Origin of the sequence: Priestia koreensis (assembly GCF_022646885.1) — a bacterium.
GTDB lineage: Bacteria > Bacillota > Bacilli > Bacillales > Bacillaceae_H > Bacillus_AG > Bacillus_AG koreensis_A.
Map to the genome: position 1 here is coordinate 77,222 of NZ_CP061868.1, position 23,832 is coordinate 101,053.

Consider the following 23,832-nt stretch of genomic DNA (forward strand, 5'->3'; position numbering starts at 1 on the left):
TTCGTATACAATGAAATAGTGGTAAATTTATCATATAATGAAAAGTGAAAAAAGTAAGGGCTGACAGCAATGATTGGAAAGGTTCAACAATTTATTAAGAAACATACGTTATTTTCTCCCAACTCTACTGTTATTGTGGGGGTATCAGGGGGACCCGATTCGTTGGCACTTTTACATTTTTTAAATGAAGAAAGTGAGCGAAGGGGCTTGACGCTAATAGCCGCTCATGTTGATCACATGTTTCGAGGGAAGGAATCCGAAGACGATTTAAAATTTGTGGAAGCCTTTTGTCGGTCAATTGATATAAGATGCGAAAGTATTCAAATTGATGTGACGGCTTATCAACAAAAAAAGAAGCTCACTTCCCAAGTAGCAGCAAGAGAGTGTCGGTATAATTTTTTCGCTGATATGATGGAAAAATATAATGCTGATACATTAGCCTTGGCTCACCATGGTGATGATCAAGTTGAAACAATCCTTATGAAGCTGACGCGTGGGAGCACGATGAATGGATACGCTGGGATTCAAGCAAAGCGCCCGTTTCATCGAGGAGAAATAGTTCGCCCTTTATTGTCAGTCACGAAACAAGATCTTATTAAGTATTGTGAGAATGTTGGGTTAGAACCGCGTTTAGATCCTAGTAATGAAAAAACTACTTATACTCGTAATCGATTTCGTCACTATATTCTGCCGCATTTAAAGGCTGAAAATCCTGAAGTACATGAGCGTTTTCAAGCTTTTAGCGAAAATTTATCTGAAGATCAAAAGTACTTAGAGGAATTAACGGTAGCGGAAATGAATACAGTAATGAAAAAGAAAGGTGACCAAGGTATTCTGATCGATATAGAAGAGTTCCAAAAAAAGCGTAAACCTTTACAAAGACGTGGGATTCAACTAATATTAAACTATCTCTACACGGAGATTCCTCCGACTCTTTCCTCAGCGAATGTAGGAGATCTTTTAGCATTATTTAAGAGTGATCATCCATCAGGGCGTCTGCATTTGCCGGGTGGATTACAGGCTATTCGTTCTTATAATGAATGTCTGCTTACTTTTGAGGAGAAGAAAGATCAGTCATATTCATATCACCTTACAGTTCCAGGACAGCTTACTCTCCCTAATGGACGAAAATTAATTTGTTCCATACATAACCAACATCCAATTGCAGTAAAGGGAAACGATATATTTTTACTTGATGAGAGGTACATTGGAGAGACTTTAACTATTCGCTCACGGAATTTAGGCGATAAGTTAAAGATAAAAGGCATGAAAGGGACGAAAAAGGTAAAGGATATTTTCATCGACGCTAAAGTACCTTTGTCTGAACGGAGCGTATGGCCAATTGTAGAGGATCGAGATGGTACGATACTGTGGATACCTGGTTTGAAAAAATCATCCTACGAGTTAAATACCTATCAACAGCAAAAGTATGTTATTTTATACTATAAGTAGCTAAACTTCTAGGAGGCAAATAAGGAAATGAATCAAGATATTAAAGAAATTTTAATTACTGAAGAAGAAATTCAGGAAAAAGTAAAAGAATTGGGTAAGATACTAACAGATGAGTATCAAGACCGCTTTCCTTTGGCGATTGGCGTGTTAAAAGGTGCAATGCCGTTCATGGCTGACCTTCTTAAACGTGTAGATACATATTTAGAAATGGATTTTATGGACGTATCTAGTTATGGAAACCAAACGGTATCATCTGGTGAAGTAAAAATCATCAAAGACCTTGATACATCAGTCGAGGGTCGTGATGTCTTAATTATTGAAGATATCATTGATAGTGGTTTAACTTTAAGTTATTTAGTGGAACTATTTAAATATCGCAAAGCTAAATCCATTAAAATTGTAACGCTTTTAGACAAACCAACAGGCCGTAAAGCAAAAATTAAAGCGGATGTTGTCGGTTTTAATGTTCCAGATGCGTTTGTAGTTGGATATGGGCTAGACTATCAAGAAAAATATCGCAACTTACCGTACATCGGAATTCTTAAACCAGAAGTATACAGTAACTAACAATTTTTGGGACCATTACAGCAAGCAATTTGTTGTATAGGATAAATTTTCTATGATACTATTGAATACATTCTTACTTATTGTGGGAGGAGGTAAGGGATGAATCGCATCTTCCGTAATGCCATATTTTACTTACTTATCTTTTTAGTGGTTATTGGCGTTGTGACATTCTTCAGTGGATCTAACCAACAAACTGAACCAATGCGCAACGATACGTTTATTTCTCACCTAGATAAAGGCGATGTAGAGTCACTCTCCATTAAGCCTGAACGAGGTGTGTACGAAGTTCGAGGAAAGTTAAAATCGTATGATCAAGACAAACAATTCTTAACTTATATCCCGAATAGCAACAAAGCATTAGAGCGCATTGATAATGCAGCGACTGAAAACAAAGTGAAGGTGACGACAGATCCTGCTGATGAAGCAAGTGGCTGGATGACATTCTTTACATCAATCATTCCGTTTGTGATTATCTTTATCCTGTTCTTCTTCTTAATTAACCAGGCTCAAGGCGGCGGAAGTCGTGTTATGAACTTTGGTAAAAGTAAAGCGAAGCTTTACAGCGAAGAAAAGAAAAAGGTTAAGTTTAGAGATGTAGCGGGAGCAGATGAAGAGAAGCAAGAGCTTGTTGAGGTTGTAGAGTTCTTGAAAGACCCTCGTAAGTTTGCTGAGCTCGGTGCACGTATTCCAAAAGGTGTTCTTCTTGTAGGACCTCCAGGAACAGGTAAAACATTACTTGCTCGTGCTGTAGCTGGTGAAGCTGGCGTTCCATTCTTCTCGATCAGTGGTTCTGATTTCGTGGAAATGTTTGTGGGTGTCGGTGCTTCTCGTGTACGTGACTTGTTCGAAAATGCGAAGAAGAATGCACCATGTATCATCTTTATCGATGAAATTGATGCAGTAGGTCGTCAACGTGGAGCAGGTTTAGGTGGAGGACACGATGAGCGTGAACAAACACTAAACCAATTACTTGTTGAAATGGACGGATTCGGTGCAAACGAAGGAATCATCATCGTTGCTGCAACTAACCGCCCTGACATTCTTGACCCAGCTTTATTACGTCCAGGACGTTTTGACCGTCAAATTACGGTAGATCGCCCAGATGTAAATGGTCGTGAAGCAGTACTTCGAGTACATGCACGCAACAAGCCACTTGATGAAGGTGTTAACTTAAAAGCAATTGCAATGCGTACGCCTGGATTCTCGGGAGCAGATCTTGAGAACTTACTTAATGAGGCAGCGCTTGTAGCAGCTAGACAAAACAAGAAGAAAATTGACATGACCGATATTGACGAAGCAACTGACCGTGTTATTGCAGGTCCTGCTAAGAAAAGTCGCGTCATTTCTGAGAAAGAACGTAACATTGTTGCCTACCATGAGGCAGGTCATACAATTATCGGTGTTGTACTAGATGAAGCAGATATGGTACATAAAGTAACAATCGTACCACGTGGTCAAGCGGGTGGTTATGCTGTTATGCTACCAAGAGAAGACCGCTACTTCATGACGAAACCAGAATTGCTTGATAAGATTACCGGCTTACTAGGTGGTCGTGTATCAGAGGAAATCATCTTCGGAGAGGTGAGCACAGGTGCTCATAATGACTTCCAACGTGCAACGAATATCGCACGTAAGATGGTAACTGAATATGGTATGAGTGACAAACTAGGACCAATGCAGTTTGGTCAATCACAAGGTGGTCAAGTGTTCTTAGGCCGCGATATCAATAATGAACAAAACTATAGTGATGCAATCGCACATGAAATCGATCTTGAAGTTCAACGCTTCATCAAAGATTGCTATGAGCGAGCTCGCCAAATTCTACTTGATAACCGCGAAAAACTTGAGCTTGTAGCTCAAACGTTACTGAAAGTGGAAACATTAGATGCTGAACAAATTCAGCACCTTGTAGACCACGGAAAGCTACCGGATCGTACGCCAAAAGATGACGATGTAAAAGTTAACATCTTAACGAAAAAGGACGAAGACGTGAAAGTAGAGCCTAAAGAAGATCCAAAGCCAATTGAAGAACCAAAGCAAGACCCAATCGACGATCCTAACGATAACGGTCCGAAAATATAAAAAGAAGGGTGTCCTTAAAAAAAGGGCACCTTTTTTTGTGCATTTATAACGGGTGAAAAACTTATCATCCCATATGATAGTTATGGTATGATTGTGGCAGTGTGTAATACTGAAAAATAATTAAAGTGGTGATTGAATGATTTTCGTATTAGATGTAGGGAATACAAATACAGTTTTAGGTGTGTATAAAGGGGACGAGCTTAAATACCATTGGCGTATTGAAACGAGTCGCAACAAAACGGAAGATGAATACGGTATGGTAGTCAAATCTCTTCTTGAGCATGTTGGACTCACTTTTAAAGACATTCATGGTATTATTATTTCCTCGGTTGTTCCGCCTATTATGTTTGCATTGGAAAGAATGTGTCAAAAATACTTCCACATCAAACCACTTGTTGTGGGCCCAGGAATTAAAACGGGATTAAATATTAAGTATGAAAATCCACGTGAAGTGGGCGCGGATCGAATTGTAAATGCAGTAGCAGGGATTCATTTATATGGAAGCCCGCTTATTATCGTAGATTTTGGAACGGCAACAACATATTGTTATGTGAACGAAGACAAGCAGTACATGGGAGGCGCTATTGCCCCAGGTATTACAATCTCAACAGAGGCTCTTTATTCTCGTGCTGCGAAATTACCGAGAATTGAAATTGCGCGTCCAAGTCATATTATTGGTAAAAATACGGTTTCAGCCATGCAGGCAGGGATTGTGTATGGATATGTAGGACAAGTTGAAGGAATTGTATCTCGTATGAAAGCAGAAGCTAAAACAGAACCTAAAGTAATTGCGACAGGTGGTTTAGCGACTTTAGTTGCCAAAGAATCGAACATCATTGATATTGTCGATCCTTTCCTGACATTGAAAGGGTTGCAGTTGATTTACACAAAGAATGCAGACACCATCTAAAGCGAACGATTAGATCAAGCAAAATTGAAAGGTGTGTCATATATGAGTGATTATTTAGTAAAAGCATTAGCTTTTAATAATCAAGTTCGTGCGTATGCCGTGCGAACAACAGAAACTGTTGGAGAAGCACAACGACGCCATTACACGTGGCCAACAGCATCTGCTGCATTAGGAAGATCAATGACAGCAGGCGTTATGATGGGAGCTATGTTAAAGGGTGAAAATAAATTAACGATTAAAGTTGAAGGTGGAGGTCCAATCGGTCCTATCCTTGTGGATAGCAATGCGAAAGGACAAGTACGAGGGTATGTAACACATCCTCAAACACATTTTGACTTAAATAAATTTGGGAAATTAGATGTGGCACGTGCTGTTGGAACAGAAGGGTATTTAACAGTTGTGAAAGACCTTGGTATGCGTGAAAACTTTACAGGTCAAGTTCCAATTGTCTCTGGTGAACTTGGTGAAGACTTTACGTATTATTTCGTTTCTTCAGAGCAAACGCCTTCTTCTGTTGGGGTTGGGGTATTAGTGAACCCAGACAACACCATCCTTGCATCAGGTGGGTTTATTATTCAGCTTTTACCAGGAACAGATGAAGAGGTTATTTCAGAAATTGAAAACCGTTTAAACTCTGTACCGGCTATTTCAAAGCTTATTGAAAAAGGTCTAACGCCAGAAGAAATTCTTCATACCCTACTAGGCGAAGAAAACGTAAAAATTCTGGAGACAATGCCAGTTGAATTTCATTGCCAATGTTCAAGAGAGCGAATTGCTGATGCGATCGTTGGCTTAGGAAAACAAGAAATTCAAGACATGATTGATGAAGATGGAAAAGCGGAAGCGCAGTGCCATTTCTGTAATGAACTTTATCAATTCGATAAAGAAGCATTAGAAGAATTAAAAGAAAGCGCGCAATAATAGCTATAAAAAGTAGAGGCTAATGAATTTGGCCTCTACTTTTGTATATGGAGAGTGTACTAGGCCATGAACGTTTTTTAGAGGCATCATAGCACGTTAATTCGATTACATATATAGGTCTTTTCTAACGTACACTATGAGTAAAATGATTGACAATTTAGAAAATAACTGATACATTTTTGACAGATAAAATCAATAAAATTACTCGGGATTAGGAGTGGATTTAGATGGTTCGTGTAGCAAACTCAGTAACAGAATTAATTGGTCAAACGCCAATCGTAAAATTAAATCATATCGTTGAAGAGGGTTTAGCAGACGTTTATTTAAAGCTAGAATTTATGAATCCCGGCAGTAGTGTAAAAGATCGTATTGCATTAGCGATGATTGAAGCAGCCGAAGAAAAAGGCGCTTTACAACCAGGATCTACCCTAGTGGAGCCGACAAGTGGTAACACAGGGATTGGTCTTGCGATGGTAGCAGCAGCAAAAGGATATAAAGCTATTCTTGTAATGCCGGATACAATGAGTATGGAGCGTCGTAATCTTTTAAAAGCTTACGGTGCAGAGCTTGTGTTAACTCCTGGAGCTGAGGGTATGGGAGGAGCAATCCGCAAAGCAGAAGAGCTTTCAAAGGAACATGGCTATTTCATGCCTCAACAATTCAGTAATGAAGCGAACCCAGAAGTACACCGCCGTACAACTGGAAAAGAAATCGTTGAGCAGATGGGCGATCAGTTAGATGCCTTTATTGCAGGTGTTGGTACTGGTGGAACGATTACAGGAGCTGGCCAAGTATTAAAAGAAAAATACCCAGACATCAAAATCTATGCTGTAGAACCAACGGATTCACCGGTTCTAAGTGGTGGGAAACCAGGTCCTCATAAAATTCAAGGTATCGGAGCAGGATTCGTTCCATCAATTTTAGATACAGAAGTTTATGAAGGAATTATTAAAATTCAAAATGAAGAAGCATTTGAATACGCTCGTCAAGCTGCACGTACAGAAGGAATTCTAGGTGGTATTTCTTCAGGCGCTGCGATTGCTGCAGCATTAAAAGTAGCAAAAGAGCTAGGAGCAGGGAAAAAAGTCTTGGCGATCATTCCAAGTAACGGTGAGCGTTATTTAAGTACACCTCTTTATCAATTTGATGAAAACTAATCATCATTGATGTGAAAAGCTAGACGGGAACTTCCCGTCTGGCTTTTTTTATTTCCTCCTTTTACTAACCTAAGAGCCGTGAACAAAGGAAAAAAATCATGTACAATAAGAAGTAAGTGAATGCTTTTAGGAGAGTGAATGCATGCAACAGTGGGCATCTTGGGGTAAGAAGATAGATCTTTCAAGTAATACTTGGTTTCAAAAGTATCAGGAGCTTAGTGCAGAAGAAACGAACCATATTTTATTGGAAAGTGGTCGAGGTGGTCGTTACAGCATTATGGGCCTAAGACCTTTTGCCATTTTAAAGGGCTCAGAAGGTCAGTTAGAGATTCAAGAACAAACGGAAAAAGTGACTAAGCAAGGGAACCCTCTTCAGTTGATGAAGGAGTGGATGAAGAAATATGAAGCACCGACAAACCCGGAACTTCCCTCGTTCCAAAGCGGAGCGATTGGCTACTTAAGCTATGACTATGTTCGATATGTTGAAAAACTACCGGCTAGCGCTAAAAATGATTTAGCATTTCCAGAGCTTTATTTTTTAATGTTTCATGATGTTTTCGTTTATGATCATCACACAGAGGAGTTGTGGGTGATGGTTCACGATCAGCATAAAAGAAAAGAAGCTGCGGATGATCTGATAAATGAATATATAAAAAAGTGGACATCGCCTGTACAACATCATATCAAGTATGAAAAAATAGGAATGGTGGAAAATCCCTTATCTGTTTCAATGGAAGAAGAGGAATTTCAACAAGCAGTTGAAAAAATTAAGCAATATATATCACAAGGAGATGTTTTTCAAGTAAACTTGTCTGTAAGGCAATCTAAGCCGTTGCATACTCATCCCATGAATTTGTATGAGCAACTGCGTTCGGTGAATCCTTCTCCTTATATGTCTTATATGCAAACCGAGGATTTCCATATTGTAAGCTCTTCTCCCGAACTGCTGATTAAAAAGCAGGGCAAGGAACTAAGTACGCGTCCTATTGCAGGTACTCGTTCGAGAGGGAGAAATGCGGAAGAAGATCTCGAGCTTGCTAACGAGCTTATTCAAAACGAGAAAGAACGAGCAGAGCACGTCATGCTAGTGGACCTGGAGCGAAATGATCTAGGTCGCGTCTCTCAGTACGGGACGGTAGAAGTGGATGAGTTTATGGTGATTGAAAAGTATTCACACGTGATGCACATTGTTTCAAATGTAAAGGGAATGGTACAAGATAACAAGGACTTTGTTGACGTTATTGATGCAGTATTTCCCGGGGGAACCATCACAGGAGCCCCTAAAATTAGAACAATGGAAATCATTGAGGAGTTAGAGCCTGTTCGCCGAGGACTGTATACAGGTTCTATTGGCTGGATTGGTTTTAATGGAGATATGGAGCTGAATATTGTTATTCGCACCATGCTAGTTGAGAAAGGAGAGGTTCATGTTCAGGCCGGGGCTGGAATTGTCATCGATTCGAATCCGTCCCATGAATATAAAGAATCTCTAAAGAAAGCACTGGCTTTATGGAAAGCCAAAGAGTTGAGTGAAAAAGAGCTGAGCGGAGGTAGTAGAGAATGATTTTAATGATTGATAATTATGATTCATTTACTTTTAATTTGGTACAGTATTTAGGTGAACTTGGGGAAGACCTTGTGGTAAAACGAAATGATGAAATTACAATTGAAGAAATTAAAGAGTTAAACCCAGATTTTCTGATGATTTCACCAGGCCCATGCAGTCCAAATGAGGCAGGTATAAGCTTGAAAGCAATCGAAGAGTTTGCGGGGGAAATTCCGATCTTTGGAGTTTGTCTAGGGCATCAATCCATTGGACAAGTATTCGGTGGTAATGTAATTCGCTCCGAACGCTTAATGCACGGGAAGACATCTGAAATTCATCATGATGGAAACACAGTCTTCAAGGGATTAGAGCAGCCATTTGTTGCAACGAGATATCACTCACTAATCGTTGAGAAAGAATCGTTACCAGAATGCTTAGAAATATCAGCATGGACAGAAGAAGGAGAGATTATGGGTCTTCGTCATAAAACGCTCCCTATTGAAGGTGTACAATTTCACCCTGAATCCATTATGACGTCGTTCGGAAAAGAAATGCTTCAAAACTTTATTCATACTTACCAAAAGAAGTGATGATATGTATATATATATAAACAACCGCATCGTAGAAGAAAAAGAAGCAACAATCTCCCCGTTTGATCATGGATATACGTATGGGCTTGGATTGTTTGAAACGTTTCGTGTCTATGATGGACACCCCTTTTTATTCGATGATCATCTAGAGAGGTTGAAAAAAGGGTTGTCTACGTTGTCTATTCAATGGGATAAGACAAGGGAAGATATATTGGGTACTTTAAAACAGCTGATGATCAAAAATGATCTAAGGAATGCTTACGTTCGTTTGAATGTTTCGGCGGGGCCTGGAGAGCTGGGGTTATATACTGGTGTTTATGACCACCCAACAACGATTATGTATATAAAACCATTACCAGAGCCTAGTGGTTTTCCAGTCAAAGAAGCACAAATTTTAGCGCTCAGAAGGAATACACCAGAAGGAGAAGAGCGTTTAAAATCCCATCACTACTTAAATAATGTATTAGCCAAACGAGAAGTAGGAGATACACCACATAAAGAAGGGCTCTTTCTAACAAATGATGGATATGTTGCAGAGGGTGTAGTGTCCAACGTGTTTTTTGTGAACAATAAGAAGGTGTACACGCCTGCTTTGGATACAGGTATCTTAAACGGCATTACACGACAGTTTGTTTTATCACTGTTGAAGCATTTAGACATTTCGGTAGTAGAAGGGTTTTATACAGAGAGGGAGCTTTTAGAGAGTGATGAAGTGTTTGTCACCAATTCCATTCAGGAGATTGTGTCTATTACCTCTATTGGCGAGGAACAGTTTCAGGTAGGAGAAGGGACGTTAACGCGTCATTTGCAACAGCTCTATCGTCAAAAGACCTCTTCTTTATGGAGTCGATTTGCTTTATAGAAAGGAACATGACATGGTTTCAAATACTTTAGTGCCTTCTTCACTCATTTCGTGTGGAGATTACACATTAAATCACAAAGAAAAAACCCTTATTATGGGTATTCTAAATATGACACCTGACTCATTTTCAGATGGTGGAAAATACAATCAGTTGGAAGTGGCAGTTAAGCGAGCTCAACAGCTTGTCGAGGATGGCGCAGATATTATTGATATAGGCGGAGAATCTACGCGCCCCGGATATACAAAGATTTCGGATGAAGAGGAAATTGCCCGTGTGACGCCTGTTATTGCTTCAATTCGAGACAATGTACAAGCGCCTATTTCAATTGATACGTACAAATCGGAAGTAGCGAGATCTGCTGTTGAAGCGGGTGCTCATATTATTAATGACATTTGGGGTGCGAAGGCTGATCCTAAAATTGCTGAAGTAGCCGCCTCTTATAACGTCCCGATCGTTCTCATGCATAACCGAGATAAGTCGAGCTATAACGATCTTATACCAGATATGATCAAAGACTTAAATGAAAGTATTGAAATCGCTAAGCGCGCAGGCGTAAAAGATGAGCAGATTATTTTGGATCCTGGCATCGGCTTTGCCAAAGGGTTTCAACAAAACCTAGAAGTAATGCGTAATCTACACCGCTTTAAGGTGTGGGGATATCCTGTTCTTTTAGGAACTTCTAGAAAATCAATGATTGGTCGCGTGTTGGATTTACCTCCTGAGGAACGAGCAGAAGGGACCGCTGCGACTGTAGCTTTAGGTATTGAACAGGGAATTGAAATAATGCGGGTACATGATGTATTAGAAATCTCTCGTTTTGCTAAAATGATGGATGTACTAGTTGGTAAAGGGGATGTCAACAATCGATAAGATTTTTGTCAACCAGATGCAGTTTTATGGTTACCATGGTGTTTTACCAGAAGAAAATAAATTAGGTCAACGATTTAACGTTGACCTAATGGTAGAACTGGATTTGGAAGAGGCCGGAAAGAACGATAATTTTCAGCATACGGTCAGCTATGCAGATTTATATGCTGTTTGTAGAGATGTAGTAGAAAACAAGCGTTTTAAGCTTGTAGAAGCAATTGCTGAGGAAATTGCTGCTCAAATCTTAGTAGAATACGAATTGATTCAGGTATGCACTGTAAAAGTATACAAGCCTGATCCACCGATTCAAGGCTATTACAATTCAGTAGCTGTTGAAATCAAGAGGAGCAGATAGATGAAAAATAAAGCATATATCGCCCTTGGTTCAAATATAGGAAACCGAGCTAGTTTTTTGTCTGAGGCAATTGAAGGTCTTCGGGCGAATCCGCATATCACAGTGGAACAAGTTTCTTCTATTTATGAGACAGCACCTGTTGGTTACACTGAGCAGGCTTCTTTTTTAAATATGGTGGTGAGAATAAAGACGGACTTGAATGCTCATGACTTATTGGATATCTTACAAGACCTTGAACAAAAGGGTGGAAGAAAGAGAGAGATACACTGGGGGCCTAGGACGCTAGACCTTGACATTTTGCTGTATAACCAAGAAAATATTGTATCAGAACGTCTCATTCTTCCACACCCTCGAATGTGGGAACGAGGTTTTGTTATGATTCCATTAGCAGAGATTGATTCTTCGCTCCTTGTACCATCAACGAACGAACCAATCTCTGCCTATATAGATAAATTAGAAGGTAGAGAAGGAGTAAGAGTATGGAAACAGAAAAATGGGGAAGACGAATTCGAGCTTTTCGAAAACTAAAAGGATATACGCAAGAAAGTTTTGCGGAAACTTTAGGAGTTTCTGTTTCTATTGTAGGTGAAATTGAAAGAGGTAACCGTATGCCATCTGCTGAATTTTTAGATGAAGCGGTTAATGTTCTAGGGATTACGAAAGATGAGTTAATTCCTGAAAAGTAAGGGGAGTGTTATAGAACTTGTTTAAAATAGGAGATTACATCCTAATGAGGCAGGAGCCTTTACTGATGAAGGAAGAAAAGAACTAGTACAACCCCTTGATAGGGAATGGTTTTGCGGAAACGATTATTGAAGAGACAGAAAAGAAAGACGAAAACATTCAGGCTATTTGACAGCAATAGTGTGCTAACCTATAATACCCCTATTGTATAACAATCATTGCCAGTAACAAACTGGCATTTTCCGATTGATAGCTTGTAAGAAGTAGAACCAACAATTATATAAGCATGGAGATGATTATAGATGAGTCATGAAGAATTAAATGACCAACTACTTGTTCGCCGAGAAAAAATGCAGGGCTTACGTGAAAAAGGTTTAGATCCGTTTGGTAAAAGATTTGAACGTTCTCACTTAACGCAAGATGTAATTACTGAGTATGATGGTTTTTCAAAAGAAGAACTAGAAGAAAAAGATGTTGAAGTAACGCTAGCAGGCCGCGTAATGACTAAGCGCGGAAAAGGAAAAGCGGGATTCGCGCATCTTCAAGATTTAAAAGGACAAGTTCAGATTTATGTTCGTAAAGATGCTATTGGTGAAGAAGCTTACGAGATCTTTAACACGGTAGATATCGGGGATCATGTAGGTGTGAAAGGGAAAGTCTTTAAAACAAAAGTAGGAGAACTTTCTATTAAAGTTCAAGAATTTACTTTATTATCTAAGGCGCTACGCCCTTTACCTGATAAATTCCACGGCCTTAAAGATATTGAACAACGCTATCGTCAAAGATATCTAGACTTAATTACAAATCCAGAAAGCAGAAGTACGTTTATTACACGTAGCTTAATTATTCAGTCTATGCGTCGCTATCTAGACAGCCATGGCTATCTAGAAGTTGAGACACCAATGATGCATTCGATTGCTGGTGGAGCATCAGCTCGTCCATTCATTACACATCATAATACATTAGATATGACTCTATATATGCGTATTGCGATCGAGCTACACTTAAAACGCCTTATTGTAGGTGGTTTAGAGAAAGTATACGAGATTGGCCGCGTATTCCGTAATGAAGGGGTATCTACACGTCATAACCCTGAATTCACCATGATTGAGTTGTATGAAGCTTATGCAGATTACAAAGATATCATGAGCCTTACTGAAAACTTAGTTGCTCATATTGCTAAAGAAGTTTTAGGTACTACTAAAATCCAATATGGTGATCAAGAAGTAGACTTGACTCCAGAATGGACGCGTCTACATATGGTTGATGCTGTTAAGCAATATACGGGTGTAGACTTCTGGAAAGAAATGTCCCTAGAAGAAGCACGTGCTTTAGCAAAAGAAAACGGTGTGGAAATTACTGAACACATGCAATACGGTCATATCGTAAATGAGTTCTTCGAACAAAGAGTAGAGGAAAAGCTAATTCAACCTACATTCATTTACGGTCATCCAGTAGAGATTTCACCGTTAGCGAAGAAGAATGATGAGGACTCTCGCTTCACAGATCGCTTTGAATTGTTCATCGTAGGACGTGAGCATGCAAATGCGTTTACGGAGTTGAATGACCCGATTGATCAGCGCGAACGTTTTGAAGCGCAGTTAAAAGAGAAAGAGCAAGGAAATGATGAAGCGCATGAAATGGATAATGACTTCATTGAAGCGTTAGAATACGGTATGCCGCCAACAGGTGGTCTAGGAATTGGTATTGATCGTCTAGTAATGCTTCTAACGAATGCACCATCTATTCGTGATGTGTTATTATTCCCTCAAATGCGTCAACGTTAATAAGGAAAGAGGAAGGCTTGTAGAAGCTTTCCTCTTTTTTAATTACCTAACAAAAACTAAAAATTACAACTTCTTTTAAAGGTATTGCTATCACTAAAAATATTTGATATATTAATATTCGTTGCTGCAAACAACATAAATATTTTGGAAAAGCTAGAAAAACTTTTCAAAAAAGATGTTGACATCAACGGAACGAAAATGATATGATAGTTAAGTCGCTTACGAGCGAGATGAACTTTGAAAACTGAACAAAACAAGCAAAACGTCAACGTTTTAAAAGTAAGACAACAAATGAGCAAGTCAAACATTTCTTCGGAGAGTTTGATCCTGGCTCAGGACGAACGCTGGCGGCGTGCCTAATACATGCAAGTCGAGCGGACTTGTTAGAAGCTTGCTTCTAACAAGTTAGCGGCGGACGGGTGAGTAACACGTGGGTAACCTGCCTGTAAGATGGGGATAACTCCGGGAAACCGGAGCTAATACCGAATAACACTTTCGCTCGCATGAGCGGATGTTAAAAGACGGTTTCGGCTGTCACTTACAGATGGACCCGCGGCGCATTAGCTAGTTGGTGAGGTAACGGCTCACCAAGGCGACGATGCGTAGCCGACCTGAGAGGGTGATCGGCCACACTGGGACTGAGACACGGCCCAGACTCCTACGGGAGGCAGCAGTAGGGAATCTTCCGCAATGGACGAAAGTCTGACGGAGCAACGCCGCGTGAGTGATGAAGGTTTTCGGATCGTAAAACTCTGTTGTTAGGGAAGAACAAGTACGAGAGTAACTGCTCGTACCTTGACGGTACCTAACCAGAAAGCCACGGCTAACTACGTGCCAGCAGCCGCGGTAATACGTAGGTGGCAAGCGTTGTCCGGAATTATTGGGCGTAAAGCGCGCGCAGGCGGTTCCTTAAGTCTGATGTGAAAGCCCACGGCTCAACCGTGGAGGGTCATTGGAAACTGGGGAACTTGAGTGCAGAAGAGGAAAGCGGAATTCCACGTGTAGCGGTGAAATGCGTAGAGATGTGGAGGAACACCAGTGGCGAAGGCGGCTTTCTGGTCTGTAACTGACGCTGAGGCGCGAAAGCGTGGGGAGCAAACAGGATTAGATACCCTGGTAGTCCACGCCGTAAACGATGAGTGCTAAGTGTTAGAGGGTTTCCGCCCTTTAGTGCTGCAGCTAACGCATTAAGCACTCCGCCTGGGGAGTACGGCCGCAAGGCTGAAACTCAAAGGAATTGACGGGGGCCCGCACAAGCGGTGGAGCATGTGGTTTAATTCGAAGCAACGCGAAGAACCTTACCAGGTCTTGACATCCTTTGACCACTCTAGAGATAGAGCTTTCCCCTTCGGGGGACAAAGTGACAGGTGGTGCATGGTTGTCGTCAGCTCGTGTCGTGAGATGTTGGGTTAAGTCCCGCAACGAGCGCAACCCTTGATCTTAGTTGCCAGCATTAAGTTGGGCACTCTAAGGTGACTGCCGGTGACAAACCGGAGGAAGGTGGGGATGACGTCAAATCATCATGCCCCTTATGACCTGGGCTACACACGTGCTACAATGGATGATACAAAGGGTTGCGAAGCCGCGAGGTGAAGCTAATCTCATAAAATCATTCTCAGTTCGGATTGTAGGCTGCAACTCGCCTACATGAAGCTGGAATCGCTAGTAATCGCGGATCAGCATGCCGCGGTGAATACGTTCCCGGGCCTTGTACACACCGCCCGTCACACCACGAGAGTTTGTAACACCCGAAGTCGGTGGGGTAACCGTAAGGAGCCAGCCGCCTAAGGTGGGACAGATGATTGGGGTGAAGTCGTAACAAGGTAGCCGTATCGGAAGGTGCGGCTGGATCACCTCCTTTCTAAGGAAAATTGCTTGAACCACGTGTTCAGCAACAAACAACGTGACGTCGTTTTGTTCAGTTTTGAAGGTTCATTACGAACTTTCAATAAGAAGTCTTTTGATCACGTCGTGATCATGAGGCAGTTGTTCTTTGAAAACTAGATAGCAAGAATGTTAAGGAAAACAAAGTGTAACACTTTTTTAATAACCAATACGGTTAAGTTAGAAAGGGCGCACGGTGGATGCCTTGGCACTAGGAGCCGATGAAGGACGGGACTAACACCGATATGCTTCGGGGAGCTGTAAGTAAGCTTTGATCCGGAGATTTCCGAATGGGGAAACCCATCATTCGTAATGGAATGATATCTTCTTCTGAATACATAGGAAGTTGAAGGCAGACCCGGGGAACTGAAACATCTAAGTACCCGGAGGAAAGGAAAGCAAACGCGATTTCCTGAGTAGCGGCGAGCGAAACGGAATTAGCCCAAACCAAGAGGCTTGCCTCTTGGGGTTGTAGGACACTCTATACGGAGTTACAAAGGAACGAGGTAAATGAAGAGGTCTGGAAAGGCCCGTCAAAGAAGGTAACAACCCTGTAGTTGAAACCTTGTTCTCTCTTGAGTGGATCCTGAGTACGGCGGAACACGTGAAATTCCGTCGGAAGCAGGGAGGACCATCTCCCAAGGCTAAATACTTCCTAGTGACCGATAGTGAACCAGTACCGTGAGGGAAAGGTGAAAAGCACCCCGGAAGGGGAGTGAAAGAGATCCTGAAACCGTGTGCCTACAAGTAGTCAGAGCCCGTTAACGGGTGATGGCGTGCCTTTTGTAGAATGAACCGGCGAGTTACGATCCCATGCAAGGTTAAGTCGATGAGACGGAGCCGCAGCGAAAGCGAGTCTGAATAGGGCGATTTGAGTATGTGGTCGTAGACCCGAAACCAGGTGATCTACCCATGTCCAGGGTGAAGTTCAGGTAACACTGAATGGAGGCCCGAACCCACGCACGTTGAAAAGTGCGGGGATGAGGTGTGGGTAGCGGAGAAATTCCAATCGAACTTGGAGATAGCTGGTTCTCTCCGAAATAGCTTTAGGGCTAGCCTCAAGGTGAGAGTTTTGGAGGTAGAGCACTGATTGGACTAGGGGCCCCCAACGGGTTACCGAATTCAGTCAAACTCCGAATGCCAAAAACTTATCCTTGGGAGTCAGACTGCGAGTGATAAGATCCGTAGTCAAGAGGGAAACAGCCCAGACCACCAGCTAAGGTCCCAAAGTATACGTTAAGTGGAAAAGGATGTGGAGTTGCTTAGACAACCAGGATGTTGGCTTAGAAGCAGCCACCATTTAAAGAGTGCGTAATAGCTCACTGGTCGAGTGACTCTGCGCCGAAAATGTACCGGGGCTAAACGTATCACCGAAGCTGTGGATTGACATCTTATGATGTCAGTGGTAGGAGAGCGTTCTAAGTGCTGTGAAGCTAGACCGTAAGGACTGGTGGAGCGCTTAGAAGTGAGAATGCCGGTATGAGTAGCGAAAGACAAGTGAGAATCTTGTCCACCGAATGCCTAAGGTTTCCTGAGGAAGGCTCGTCCGCTCAGGGTTAGTCGGGACCTAAGCCGAGGCCGAAAGGCGTAGGCGATGGCCAACAGGTTGATATTCCTGTACTACCTCCCCACCGTTTGAGCAATGGGGGGACGCAGGAGGATAGGGTAGGCGCACTGCTGGATATGTGCGTTCAAGCAGTAAGGCTGATGAGTAGGCAAATCCGCTCATCATAAGGCTGAGCTGTGATGACGAGGGAATTATAGTACCGAAGCTCCTGATTTCACACTGCCAAGAAAAGCCTCTAGCGAGGTGGGAGGTACCCGTACCGCAAACCGACACAGGTAGGCGAGGAGAGAATCCTAAGGTGATCGAGAGAACTCTCGTTAAGGAACTCGGCAAAATGACCCCGTAACTTCGGGAGAAGGGGTGCTCTGTTAGGGTGCAAGCCCGAGAGAGCCGCAGTGAATAGGCCCAGGCGACTGTTTAGCAAAAACACAGGTCTCTGCGAAGCCGTAAGGCGAAGTATAGGGGCTGACACCTGCCCGGTGCTGGAAGGTTAAGAGGAGAGGTTAGCGCAAGCGAAGCTTTGAATCGAAGCCCCAGTAAACGGCGGCCGTAACTATAACGGTCCTAAGGTAGCGAAATTCCTTGTCGGGTAAGTTCCGACCCGCACGAAAGGTGTAACGATCTGGGCACTGTCTCAACGAGAGACTCGGTGAAATTATAGTACCTGTGAAGATGCAGGTTACCCGCGACAGGACGGAAAGACCCCGTGGAGCTTTACTGTAGCCTGATATTGAATTTTGGTACAGCTTGTACAGGATAGGTAGGAGCCTGAGAAACCGGAGCGCTAGCTTCGGTGGAGGCGTCGGTGGGATACTACCCTGGCTGTATTGACATTCTAACCCACAGCCCTGATCGGGCTGGGAGACAGTGTCAGGTGGGCAGTTTGACTGGGGCGGTCGCCTCCTAAAGAGTAACGGAGGCGCCCAAAGGTTCCCTCAGAATGGTTGGAAATCATTCGTAGAGTGTAAAGGCACAAGGGAGCTTGACTGCGAGACCTACAAGTCGAGCAGGGACGAAAGTCGGGCTTAGTGATCCGGTGGTTCCGCATGGAAGGGCCATCGCTCAACGGATAAAAGCTACCCCGGGGATAACAGGCTTATCTCCCCCAAGAGTCCACATCGACGGGGAGGTTTGGCACCTCGATGTCGGCTCATCGCATCCTGGGGCTGTAGTCGGTCCCAAGGGTTGGGCTGTTCGCCCATTAAAGCGGTACGCGAGCTGGGTTCAGAACGTCGTGAGACAGTTCGGTCCCTATCCGTCGTGGGCGTAGGAAATTTGAGAGGAGCTGTCCTTAGTACGAGAGGACCGGGATGGACACACCGCTGGTGTACCAGTTGTCTTGCCAAAGGCATCGCTGGGTAGCTATGTGTGGACGGGATAAGTGCTGAAAGCATCTAAGCATGAAGCCCCCCTCAAGATGAGATTTCCCATAGCGCAAGCTAGTAAGATCCCTGAAAGACGATCAGGTAGATAGGTCTGAGGTGGAAGCGTGGCGACACGTGCAGCTGACAGATACTAATCGATCGAGGACTTAACCAAAATGTTTTTCCTTAACAATTGTTATCTAGTTTTGAAAGAACAACGTTCTTTCTATATAGTCTGGTGATTATGGCAGAGAGGTCACACCCGTTCCCATACCGAACACGGAAGTTAAGCTCTCTAGCGCCGATGGTAGTTGGGGGTTTCCCCCTGTGAGAGTAGGACATCGCCAGGCTGTATCTATCTAATAGATATATTTTTTCATACTTTTGTTCTAATAGAAAATGTTTTTAAAAAACCATTGACAATTAGAAATGCGCAAATGATATGATAGTTAAGTCGCTTACGAGCGAGATGAACTTTGAAAACTGAACAAAACAAGCAAAACGTCAACGTTTTAAAAGTAAGACAACAAATGAGCAAGTCAAACATTTCTTCGGAGAGTTTGATCCTGGCTCAGGACGAACGCTGGCGGCGTGCCTAATACATGCAAGTCGAGCGGACTTGTTAGAAGCTTGCTTCTAACAAGTTAGCGGCGGACGGGTGAGTAACACGTGGGTAACCTGCCTGTAAGATGGGGATAACTCCGGGAAACCGGAGCTAATACCGAATAACACTTTCGCTCGCATGAGCGGATGTTAAAAGACGGTTTCGGCTGTCACTTACAGATGGACCCGCGGCGCATTAGCTAGTTGGTGAGGTAACGGCTCACCAAGGCGACGATGCGTAGCCGACCTGAGAGGGTGATCGGCCACACTGGGACTGAGACACGGCCCAGACTCCTACGGGAGGCAGCAGTAGGGAATCTTCCGCAATGGACGAAAGTCTGACGGAGCAACGCCGCGTGAGTGATGAAGGTTTTCGGATCGTAAAACTCTGTTGTTAGGGAAGAACAAGTACGAGAGTAACTGCTCGTACCTTGACGGTACCTAACCAGAAAGCCACGGCTAACTACGTGCCAGCAGCCGCGGTAATACGTAGGTGGCAAGCGTTGTCCGGAATTATTGGGCGTAAAGCGCGCGCAGGCGGTTCCTTAAGTCTGATGTGAAAGCCCACGGCTCAACCGTGGAGGGTCATTGGAAACTGGGGAACTTGAGTGCAGAAGAGGAAAGCGGAATTCCACGTGTAGCGGTGAAATGCGTAGAGATGTGGAGGAACACCAGTGGCGAAGGCGGCTTTCTGGTCTGTAACTGACGCTGAGGCGCGAAAGCGTGGGGAGCAAACAGGATTAGATACCCTGGTAGTCCACGCCGTAAACGATGAGTGCTAAGTGTTAGAGGGTTTCCGCCCTTTAGTGCTGCAGCTAACGCATTAAGCACTCCGCCTGGGGAGTACGGCCGCAAGGCTGAAACTCAAAGGAATTGACGGGGGCCCGCACAAGCGGTGGAGCATGTGGTTTAATTCGAAGCAACGCGAAGAACCTTACCAGGTCTTGACATCCTTTGACCACTCTAGAGATAGAGCTTTCCCCTTCGGGGGACAAAGTGACAGGTGGTGCATGGTTGTCGTCAGCTCGTGTCGTGAGATGTTGGGTTAAGTCCCGCAACGAGCGCAACCCTTGATCTTAGTTGCCAGCATTAAGTTGGGCACTCTAAGGTGACTGCCGGTGACAAACCGGAGGAAGGTGGGGATGACGTCAAATCATCATGCCCCTTATGACCTGGGCTACACACGTGCTACAATGGATGATACAAAGGGTTGCGAAGCCGCGAGGTGAAGCTAATCTCATAAAATCATTCTCAGTTCGGATTGTAGGCTGCAACTCGCCTACATGAAGCTGGAATCGCTAGTAATCGCGGATCAGCATGCCGCGGTGAATACGTTCCCGGGCCTTGTACACACCGCCCGTCACACCACGAGAGTTTGTAACACCCGAAGTCGGTGGGGTAACCGTAAGGAGCCAGCCGCCTAAGGTGGGACAGATGATTGGGGTGAAGTCGTAACAAGGTAGCCGTATCGGAAGGTGCGGCTGGATCACCTCCTTTCTAAGGAAAATTGCTTGAACCTCGTGTTCAGCAACAAACAACGTGACGTCGTTTTGTTCAGTTTTGAAGGTTCATTGAGAACTTTCAATAAGAAGTCTTTTGATCACATCGTGATCATGAGGCAGTTGTTCTTTGAAAACTAGATAGCAAGAATGTTAAGGAAAACAAAGTGTAACACTTTTTTAATAACCAATACGGTTAAGTTAGAAAGGGCGCACGGTGGATGCCTTGGCACTAGGAGCCGATGAAGGACGGGACTAACACCGATATGCTTCGGGGAGCTGTAAGTAAGCTTTGATCCGGAGATTTCCGAATGGGGAAACCCATCATTCGTAATGGAATGATATCTTCTTCTGAATACATAGGAAGTTGAAGGCAGACCCGGGGAACTGAAACATCTAAGTACCCGGAGGAAAGGAAAGCAAACGCGATTTCCTGAGTAGCGGCGAGCGAAACGGAATTAGCCCAAACCAAGAGGCTTGCCTCTTGGGGTTGTAGGACACTCTATACGGAGTTACAAAGGAACGAGGTAAATGAAGAGGTCTGGAAAGGCCCGTCAAAGAAGGTAACAACCCTGTAGTTGAAACCTTGTTCTCTCTTGAGTGGATCCTGAGTACGGCGGAACACGTGAAATTCCGTCGGAAGCAGGGAGGACCATCTCCCAAGGCTAAATACTTCCTAGTGACCGATAGTGAACCAGTACCGTGAGGGAAAGGTGAAAAGCACCCCGGAAGGGGAGTGAAAGAGATCCTGAAACCGTGTGCCTACAAGTAGTCAGAGCCCGTTAACGGGTGATGGCGTGCCTTTTGTAGAATGAACCGGCGAGTTACGATCCCATGCAAGGTTAAGTCGATGAGACGGAGCCGCAGCGAAAGCGAGTCTGAATAGGGCGATTTGAGTATGTGGTCGTAGACCCGAAACCAGGTGATCTACCCATGTCCAGGGTGAAGTTCAGGTAACACTGAATGGAGGCCCGAACCCACGCACGTTGAAAAGTGCGGGGATGAGGTGTGGGTAGCGGAGAAATTCCAATCGAACTTGGAGATAGCTGGTTCTCTCCGAAATAGCTTTAGGGCTAGCCTCAAGGTGAGAGTTTTGGAGGTAGAGCACTGATTGGACTAGGGGCCCCCAACGGGTTACCGAATTCAGTCAAACTCCGAATGCCAAAAACTTATCCTTGGGAGTCAGACTGCGAGTGATAAGATCCGTAGTCAAGAGGGAAACAGCCCAGACCACCAGCTAAGGTCCCAAAGTATACGTTAAGTGGAAAAGGATGTGGAGTTGCTTAGACAACCAGGATGTTGGCTTAGAAGCAGCCACCATTTAAAGAGTGCGTAATAGCTCACTGGTCGAGTGACTCTGCGCCGAAAATGTACCGGGGCTAAACGTATCACCGAAGCTGTGGATTGACATCTTATGATGTCAGTGGTAGGAGAGCGTTCTAAGTGCTGTGAAGCTAGACCGTAAGGACTGGTGGAGCGCTTAGAAGTGAGAATGCCGGTATGAGTAGCGAAAGACAAGTGAGAATCTTGTCCACCGAATGCCTAAGGTTTCCTGAGGAAGGCTCGTCCGCTCAGGGTTAGTCGGGACCTAAGCCGAGGCCGAAAGGCGTAGGCGATGGCCAACAGGTTGATATTCCTGTACTACCTCCCCACCGTTTGAGCAATGGGGGGACGCAGGAGGATAGGGTAGGCGCACTGCTGGATATGTGCGTTCAAGCAGTAAGGCTGATGAGTAGGCAAATCCGCTCATCATAAGGCTGAGCTGTGATGACGAGGGAATTATAGTACCGAAGCTCCTGATTTCACACTGCCAAGAAAAGCCTCTAGCGAGGTGGGAGGTACCCGTACCGCAAACCGACACAGGTAGGCGAGGAGAGAATCCTAAGGTGATCGAGAGAACTCTCGTTAAGGAACTCGGCAAAATGACCCCGTAACTTCGGGAGAAGGGGTGCTCTGTTAGGGTGCAAGCCCGAGAGAGCCGCAGTGAATAGGCCCAGGCGACTGTTTAGCAAAAACACAGGTCTCTGCGAAGCCGTAAGGCGAAGTATAGGGGCTGACACCTGCCCGGTGCTGGAAGGTTAAGAGGAGAGGTTAGCGCAAGCGAAGCTTTGAATCGAAGCCCCAGTAAACGGCGGCCGTAACTATAACGGTCCTAAGGTAGCGAAATTCCTTGTCGGGTAAGTTCCGACCCGCACGAAAGGTGTAACGATCTGGGCACTGTCTCAACGAGAGACTCGGTGAAATTATAGTACCTGTGAAGATGCAGGTTACCCGCGACAGGACGGAAAGACCCCGTGGAGCTTTACTGTAGCCTGATATTGAATTTTGGTACAGCTTGTACAGGATAGGTAGGAGCCTGAGAAACCGGAGCGCTAGCTTCGGTGGAGGCGTCGGTGGGATACTACCCTGGCTGTATTGACATTCTAACCCACAGCCCTGATCGGGCTGGGAGACAGTGTCAGGTGGGCAGTTTGACTGGGGCGGTCGCCTCCTAAAGAGTAACGGAGGCGCCCAAAGGTTCCCTCAGAATGGTTGGAAATCATTCGTAGAGTGTAAAGGCACAAGGGAGCTTGACTGCGAGACCTACAAGTCGAGCAGGGACGAAAGTCGGGCTTAGTGATCCGGTGGTTCCGCATGGAAGGGCCATCGCTCAACGGATAAAAGCTACCCCGGGGATAACAGGCTTATCTCCCCCAAGAGTCCACATCGACGGGGAGGTTTGGCACCTCGATGTCGGCTCATCGCATCCTGGGGCTGTAGTCGGTCCCAAGGGTTGGGCTGTTCGCCCATTAAAGCGGTACGCGAGCTGGGTTCAGAACGTCGTGAGACAGTTCGGTCCCTATCCGTCGTGGGCGTAGGAAATTTGAGAGGAGCTGTCCTTAGTACGAGAGGACCGGGATGGACACACCGCTGGTGTACCAGTTGTCTTGCCAAAGGCATCGCTGGGTAGCTATGTGTGGACGGGATAAGTGCTGAAAGCATCTAAGCATGAAGCCCCCCTCAAGATGAGATTTCCCATAGCGCAAGCTAGTAAGATCCCTGAAAGACGATCAGGTAGATAGGTCTGAGGTGGAAGCGTGGCGACACGTGCAGCTGACAGATACTAATCGATCGAGGACTTAACCAAAAATGTT

The 23,832-nt window shown here is 44.3% G+C and carries 14 protein-coding genes and 5 rRNA genes; all 19 read left to right on the forward strand.

What is annotated here, in order from left to right:
* The first annotated feature begins 69 nt into the window (after positions 1 to 69).
* The 19 genes from tilS (at position 70) to IE339_RS00525 (ending at position 23,825) form a co-directional block, all read left to right on the forward strand.
* The gene (tilS, locus tag IE339_RS00435) at positions 70 to 1,452 is read left to right on the forward strand and encodes a tRNA lysidine(34) synthetase TilS (protein WP_242172676.1); all 1,383 of its coding nucleotides are present in this window, start codon (positions 70 to 72) and stop codon (positions 1,450 to 1,452) included.
* 27 nt (positions 1,453 to 1,479) lie between these two features.
* Complete coding sequence (hpt, locus tag IE339_RS00440; protein WP_053402895.1) at positions 1,480 to 2,019, forward strand: hypoxanthine phosphoribosyltransferase; 540 nt, start codon at positions 1,480 to 1,482, stop codon at positions 2,017 to 2,019.
* Between the two features lie 99 nt (positions 2,020 to 2,118).
* Positions 2,119 to 4,101, forward strand: a complete 1,983-nt coding sequence (ftsH, locus tag IE339_RS00445) for an ATP-dependent zinc metalloprotease FtsH (protein WP_242172678.1) — start codon at positions 2,119 to 2,121, stop codon at positions 4,099 to 4,101.
* A gap of 136 nt (positions 4,102 to 4,237) precedes the next feature.
* Positions 4,238 to 5,011, forward strand: coding sequence for a type III pantothenate kinase (locus tag IE339_RS00450; RefSeq protein ID WP_242172680.1), 774 nt, complete (start codon positions 4,238 to 4,240; stop codon positions 5,009 to 5,011).
* Positions 5,012 to 5,053: 42 nt separating this feature from the next.
* The gene (gene hslO / locus IE339_RS00455; RefSeq protein WP_242172682.1) at positions 5,054 to 5,932 is read left to right on the forward strand and encodes an Hsp33 family molecular chaperone HslO; all 879 of its coding nucleotides are present in this window, start codon (positions 5,054 to 5,056) and stop codon (positions 5,930 to 5,932) included.
* Between the two features lie 227 nt (positions 5,933 to 6,159).
* The gene (gene cysK / locus IE339_RS00460; RefSeq protein WP_242172684.1) at positions 6,160 to 7,089 is read left to right on the forward strand and encodes a cysteine synthase A; all 930 of its coding nucleotides are present in this window, start codon (positions 6,160 to 6,162) and stop codon (positions 7,087 to 7,089) included.
* A gap of 142 nt (positions 7,090 to 7,231) precedes the next feature.
* Positions 7,232 to 8,653 carry an anthranilate synthase component I gene (trpE, locus tag IE339_RS00465; RefSeq protein ID WP_242172686.1) on the forward strand — a complete coding sequence of 474 codons (1,422 nt, stop codon included), beginning with the start codon at positions 7,232 to 7,234 and terminating at the stop codon, positions 8,651 to 8,653.
* Positions 8,650 to 9,225, forward strand: a complete 576-nt coding sequence (gene pabA, locus IE339_RS00470; protein WP_242172689.1) for an aminodeoxychorismate/anthranilate synthase component II — start codon at positions 8,650 to 8,652, stop codon at positions 9,223 to 9,225. The genes trpE and pabA overlap by 4 nt, the downstream gene beginning before the upstream one ends.
* Before the next feature lie 4 nt (positions 9,226 to 9,229).
* The gene (gene pabC / locus IE339_RS00475) at positions 9,230 to 10,087 is read left to right on the forward strand and encodes an aminodeoxychorismate lyase (protein ID WP_242172690.1); all 858 of its coding nucleotides are present in this window, start codon (positions 9,230 to 9,232) and stop codon (positions 10,085 to 10,087) included.
* Positions 10,088 to 10,100: 13 nt separating this feature from the next.
* Positions 10,101 to 10,958: a dihydropteroate synthase gene (folP, locus tag IE339_RS00480; protein WP_242172693.1), complete on the forward strand. Its 858-nt coding sequence runs from the start codon at positions 10,101 to 10,103 to the stop codon at positions 10,956 to 10,958.
* A complete protein-coding gene (folB, locus tag IE339_RS00485; RefSeq protein WP_242176065.1) occupies positions 10,951 to 11,310 on the forward strand; it encodes a dihydroneopterin aldolase in 360 nt (119 codons plus the stop codon). The genes folP and folB overlap by 8 nt, the downstream gene beginning before the upstream one ends.
* The gene (gene folK, locus IE339_RS00490) at positions 11,311 to 11,838 is read left to right on the forward strand and encodes a 2-amino-4-hydroxy-6-hydroxymethyldihydropteridine diphosphokinase (protein ID WP_242172695.1); all 528 of its coding nucleotides are present in this window, start codon (positions 11,311 to 11,313) and stop codon (positions 11,836 to 11,838) included.
* The gene (locus tag IE339_RS00495) at positions 11,790 to 11,996 is read left to right on the forward strand and encodes a helix-turn-helix domain-containing protein (RefSeq protein WP_242172697.1); all 207 of its coding nucleotides are present in this window, start codon (positions 11,790 to 11,792) and stop codon (positions 11,994 to 11,996) included. Before folK ends, IE339_RS00495 begins: the two co-directional genes overlap by 49 nt.
* Positions 11,997 to 12,296: 300 nt before the next feature.
* The gene (lysS, locus tag IE339_RS00500) at positions 12,297 to 13,781 is read left to right on the forward strand and encodes a lysine--tRNA ligase (protein WP_242172699.1); all 1,485 of its coding nucleotides are present in this window, start codon (positions 12,297 to 12,299) and stop codon (positions 13,779 to 13,781) included.
* 309 nt (positions 13,782 to 14,090) lie between these two features.
* Positions 14,091 to 15,642 (forward strand): 16S ribosomal RNA (locus tag IE339_RS00505).
* 196 nt (positions 15,643 to 15,838) lie between these two features.
* Positions 15,839 to 18,771, forward strand: a 23S ribosomal RNA gene (locus IE339_RS00510).
* 59 nt (positions 18,772 to 18,830) lie between these two features.
* A 5S ribosomal RNA gene (gene rrf, locus IE339_RS00515) occupies positions 18,831 to 18,946 on the forward strand.
* A gap of 198 nt (positions 18,947 to 19,144) precedes the next feature.
* Positions 19,145 to 20,696, forward strand: a 16S ribosomal RNA gene (locus IE339_RS00520).
* A gap of 196 nt (positions 20,697 to 20,892) precedes the next feature.
* Positions 20,893 to 23,825, forward strand: a 23S ribosomal RNA gene (locus IE339_RS00525).
* The 16S, 23S and 5S rRNA genes sit together here, the layout of an rRNA operon.
* Positions 23,826 to 23,832: the final 7 nt, after the last annotated feature.

Excerpts from the sequence above, each read along its gene's own strand:
- cysK (WP_242172684.1), top strand. The coding sequence starts at position 6,160 with ATGGTTCGTGTAGCAAACTCAGTAACAGAATTAATTGGTCAAACGCCA.
- pabA (WP_242172689.1), top strand. The coding sequence starts at position 8,650 with ATGATTTTAATGATTGATAATTATGATTCATTTACTTTTAATTTGGTA.
- tilS (WP_242172676.1), top strand. The coding sequence starts at position 70 with ATGATTGGAAAGGTTCAACAATTTATTAAGAAACATACGTTATTTTCT.
- lysS (WP_242172699.1), top strand. The coding sequence starts at position 12,297 with ATGAGTCATGAAGAATTAAATGACCAACTACTTGTTCGCCGAGAAAAA.
- folK (WP_242172695.1), top strand. The coding sequence starts at position 11,311 with ATGAAAAATAAAGCATATATCGCCCTTGGTTCAAATATAGGAAACCGA.
- hpt (WP_053402895.1), top strand. The coding sequence starts at position 1,480 with ATGAATCAAGATATTAAAGAAATTTTAATTACTGAAGAAGAAATTCAG.
- ftsH (WP_242172678.1), top strand. The coding sequence starts at position 2,119 with ATGAATCGCATCTTCCGTAATGCCATATTTTACTTACTTATCTTTTTA.
- pabC (WP_242172690.1), top strand. The coding sequence starts at position 9,230 with ATGTATATATATATAAACAACCGCATCGTAGAAGAAAAAGAAGCAACA.
- folP (WP_242172693.1), top strand. The coding sequence starts at position 10,101 with ATGGTTTCAAATACTTTAGTGCCTTCTTCACTCATTTCGTGTGGAGAT.
- hslO (WP_242172682.1), top strand. The coding sequence starts at position 5,054 with ATGAGTGATTATTTAGTAAAAGCATTAGCTTTTAATAATCAAGTTCGT.
- IE339_RS00450 (WP_242172680.1), top strand. The coding sequence starts at position 4,238 with ATGATTTTCGTATTAGATGTAGGGAATACAAATACAGTTTTAGGTGTG.
- trpE (WP_242172686.1), top strand. The coding sequence starts at position 7,232 with ATGCAACAGTGGGCATCTTGGGGTAAGAAGATAGATCTTTCAAGTAAT.
- IE339_RS00495 (WP_242172697.1), top strand. The coding sequence starts at position 11,790 with ATGGAAACAGAAAAATGGGGAAGACGAATTCGAGCTTTTCGAAAACTA.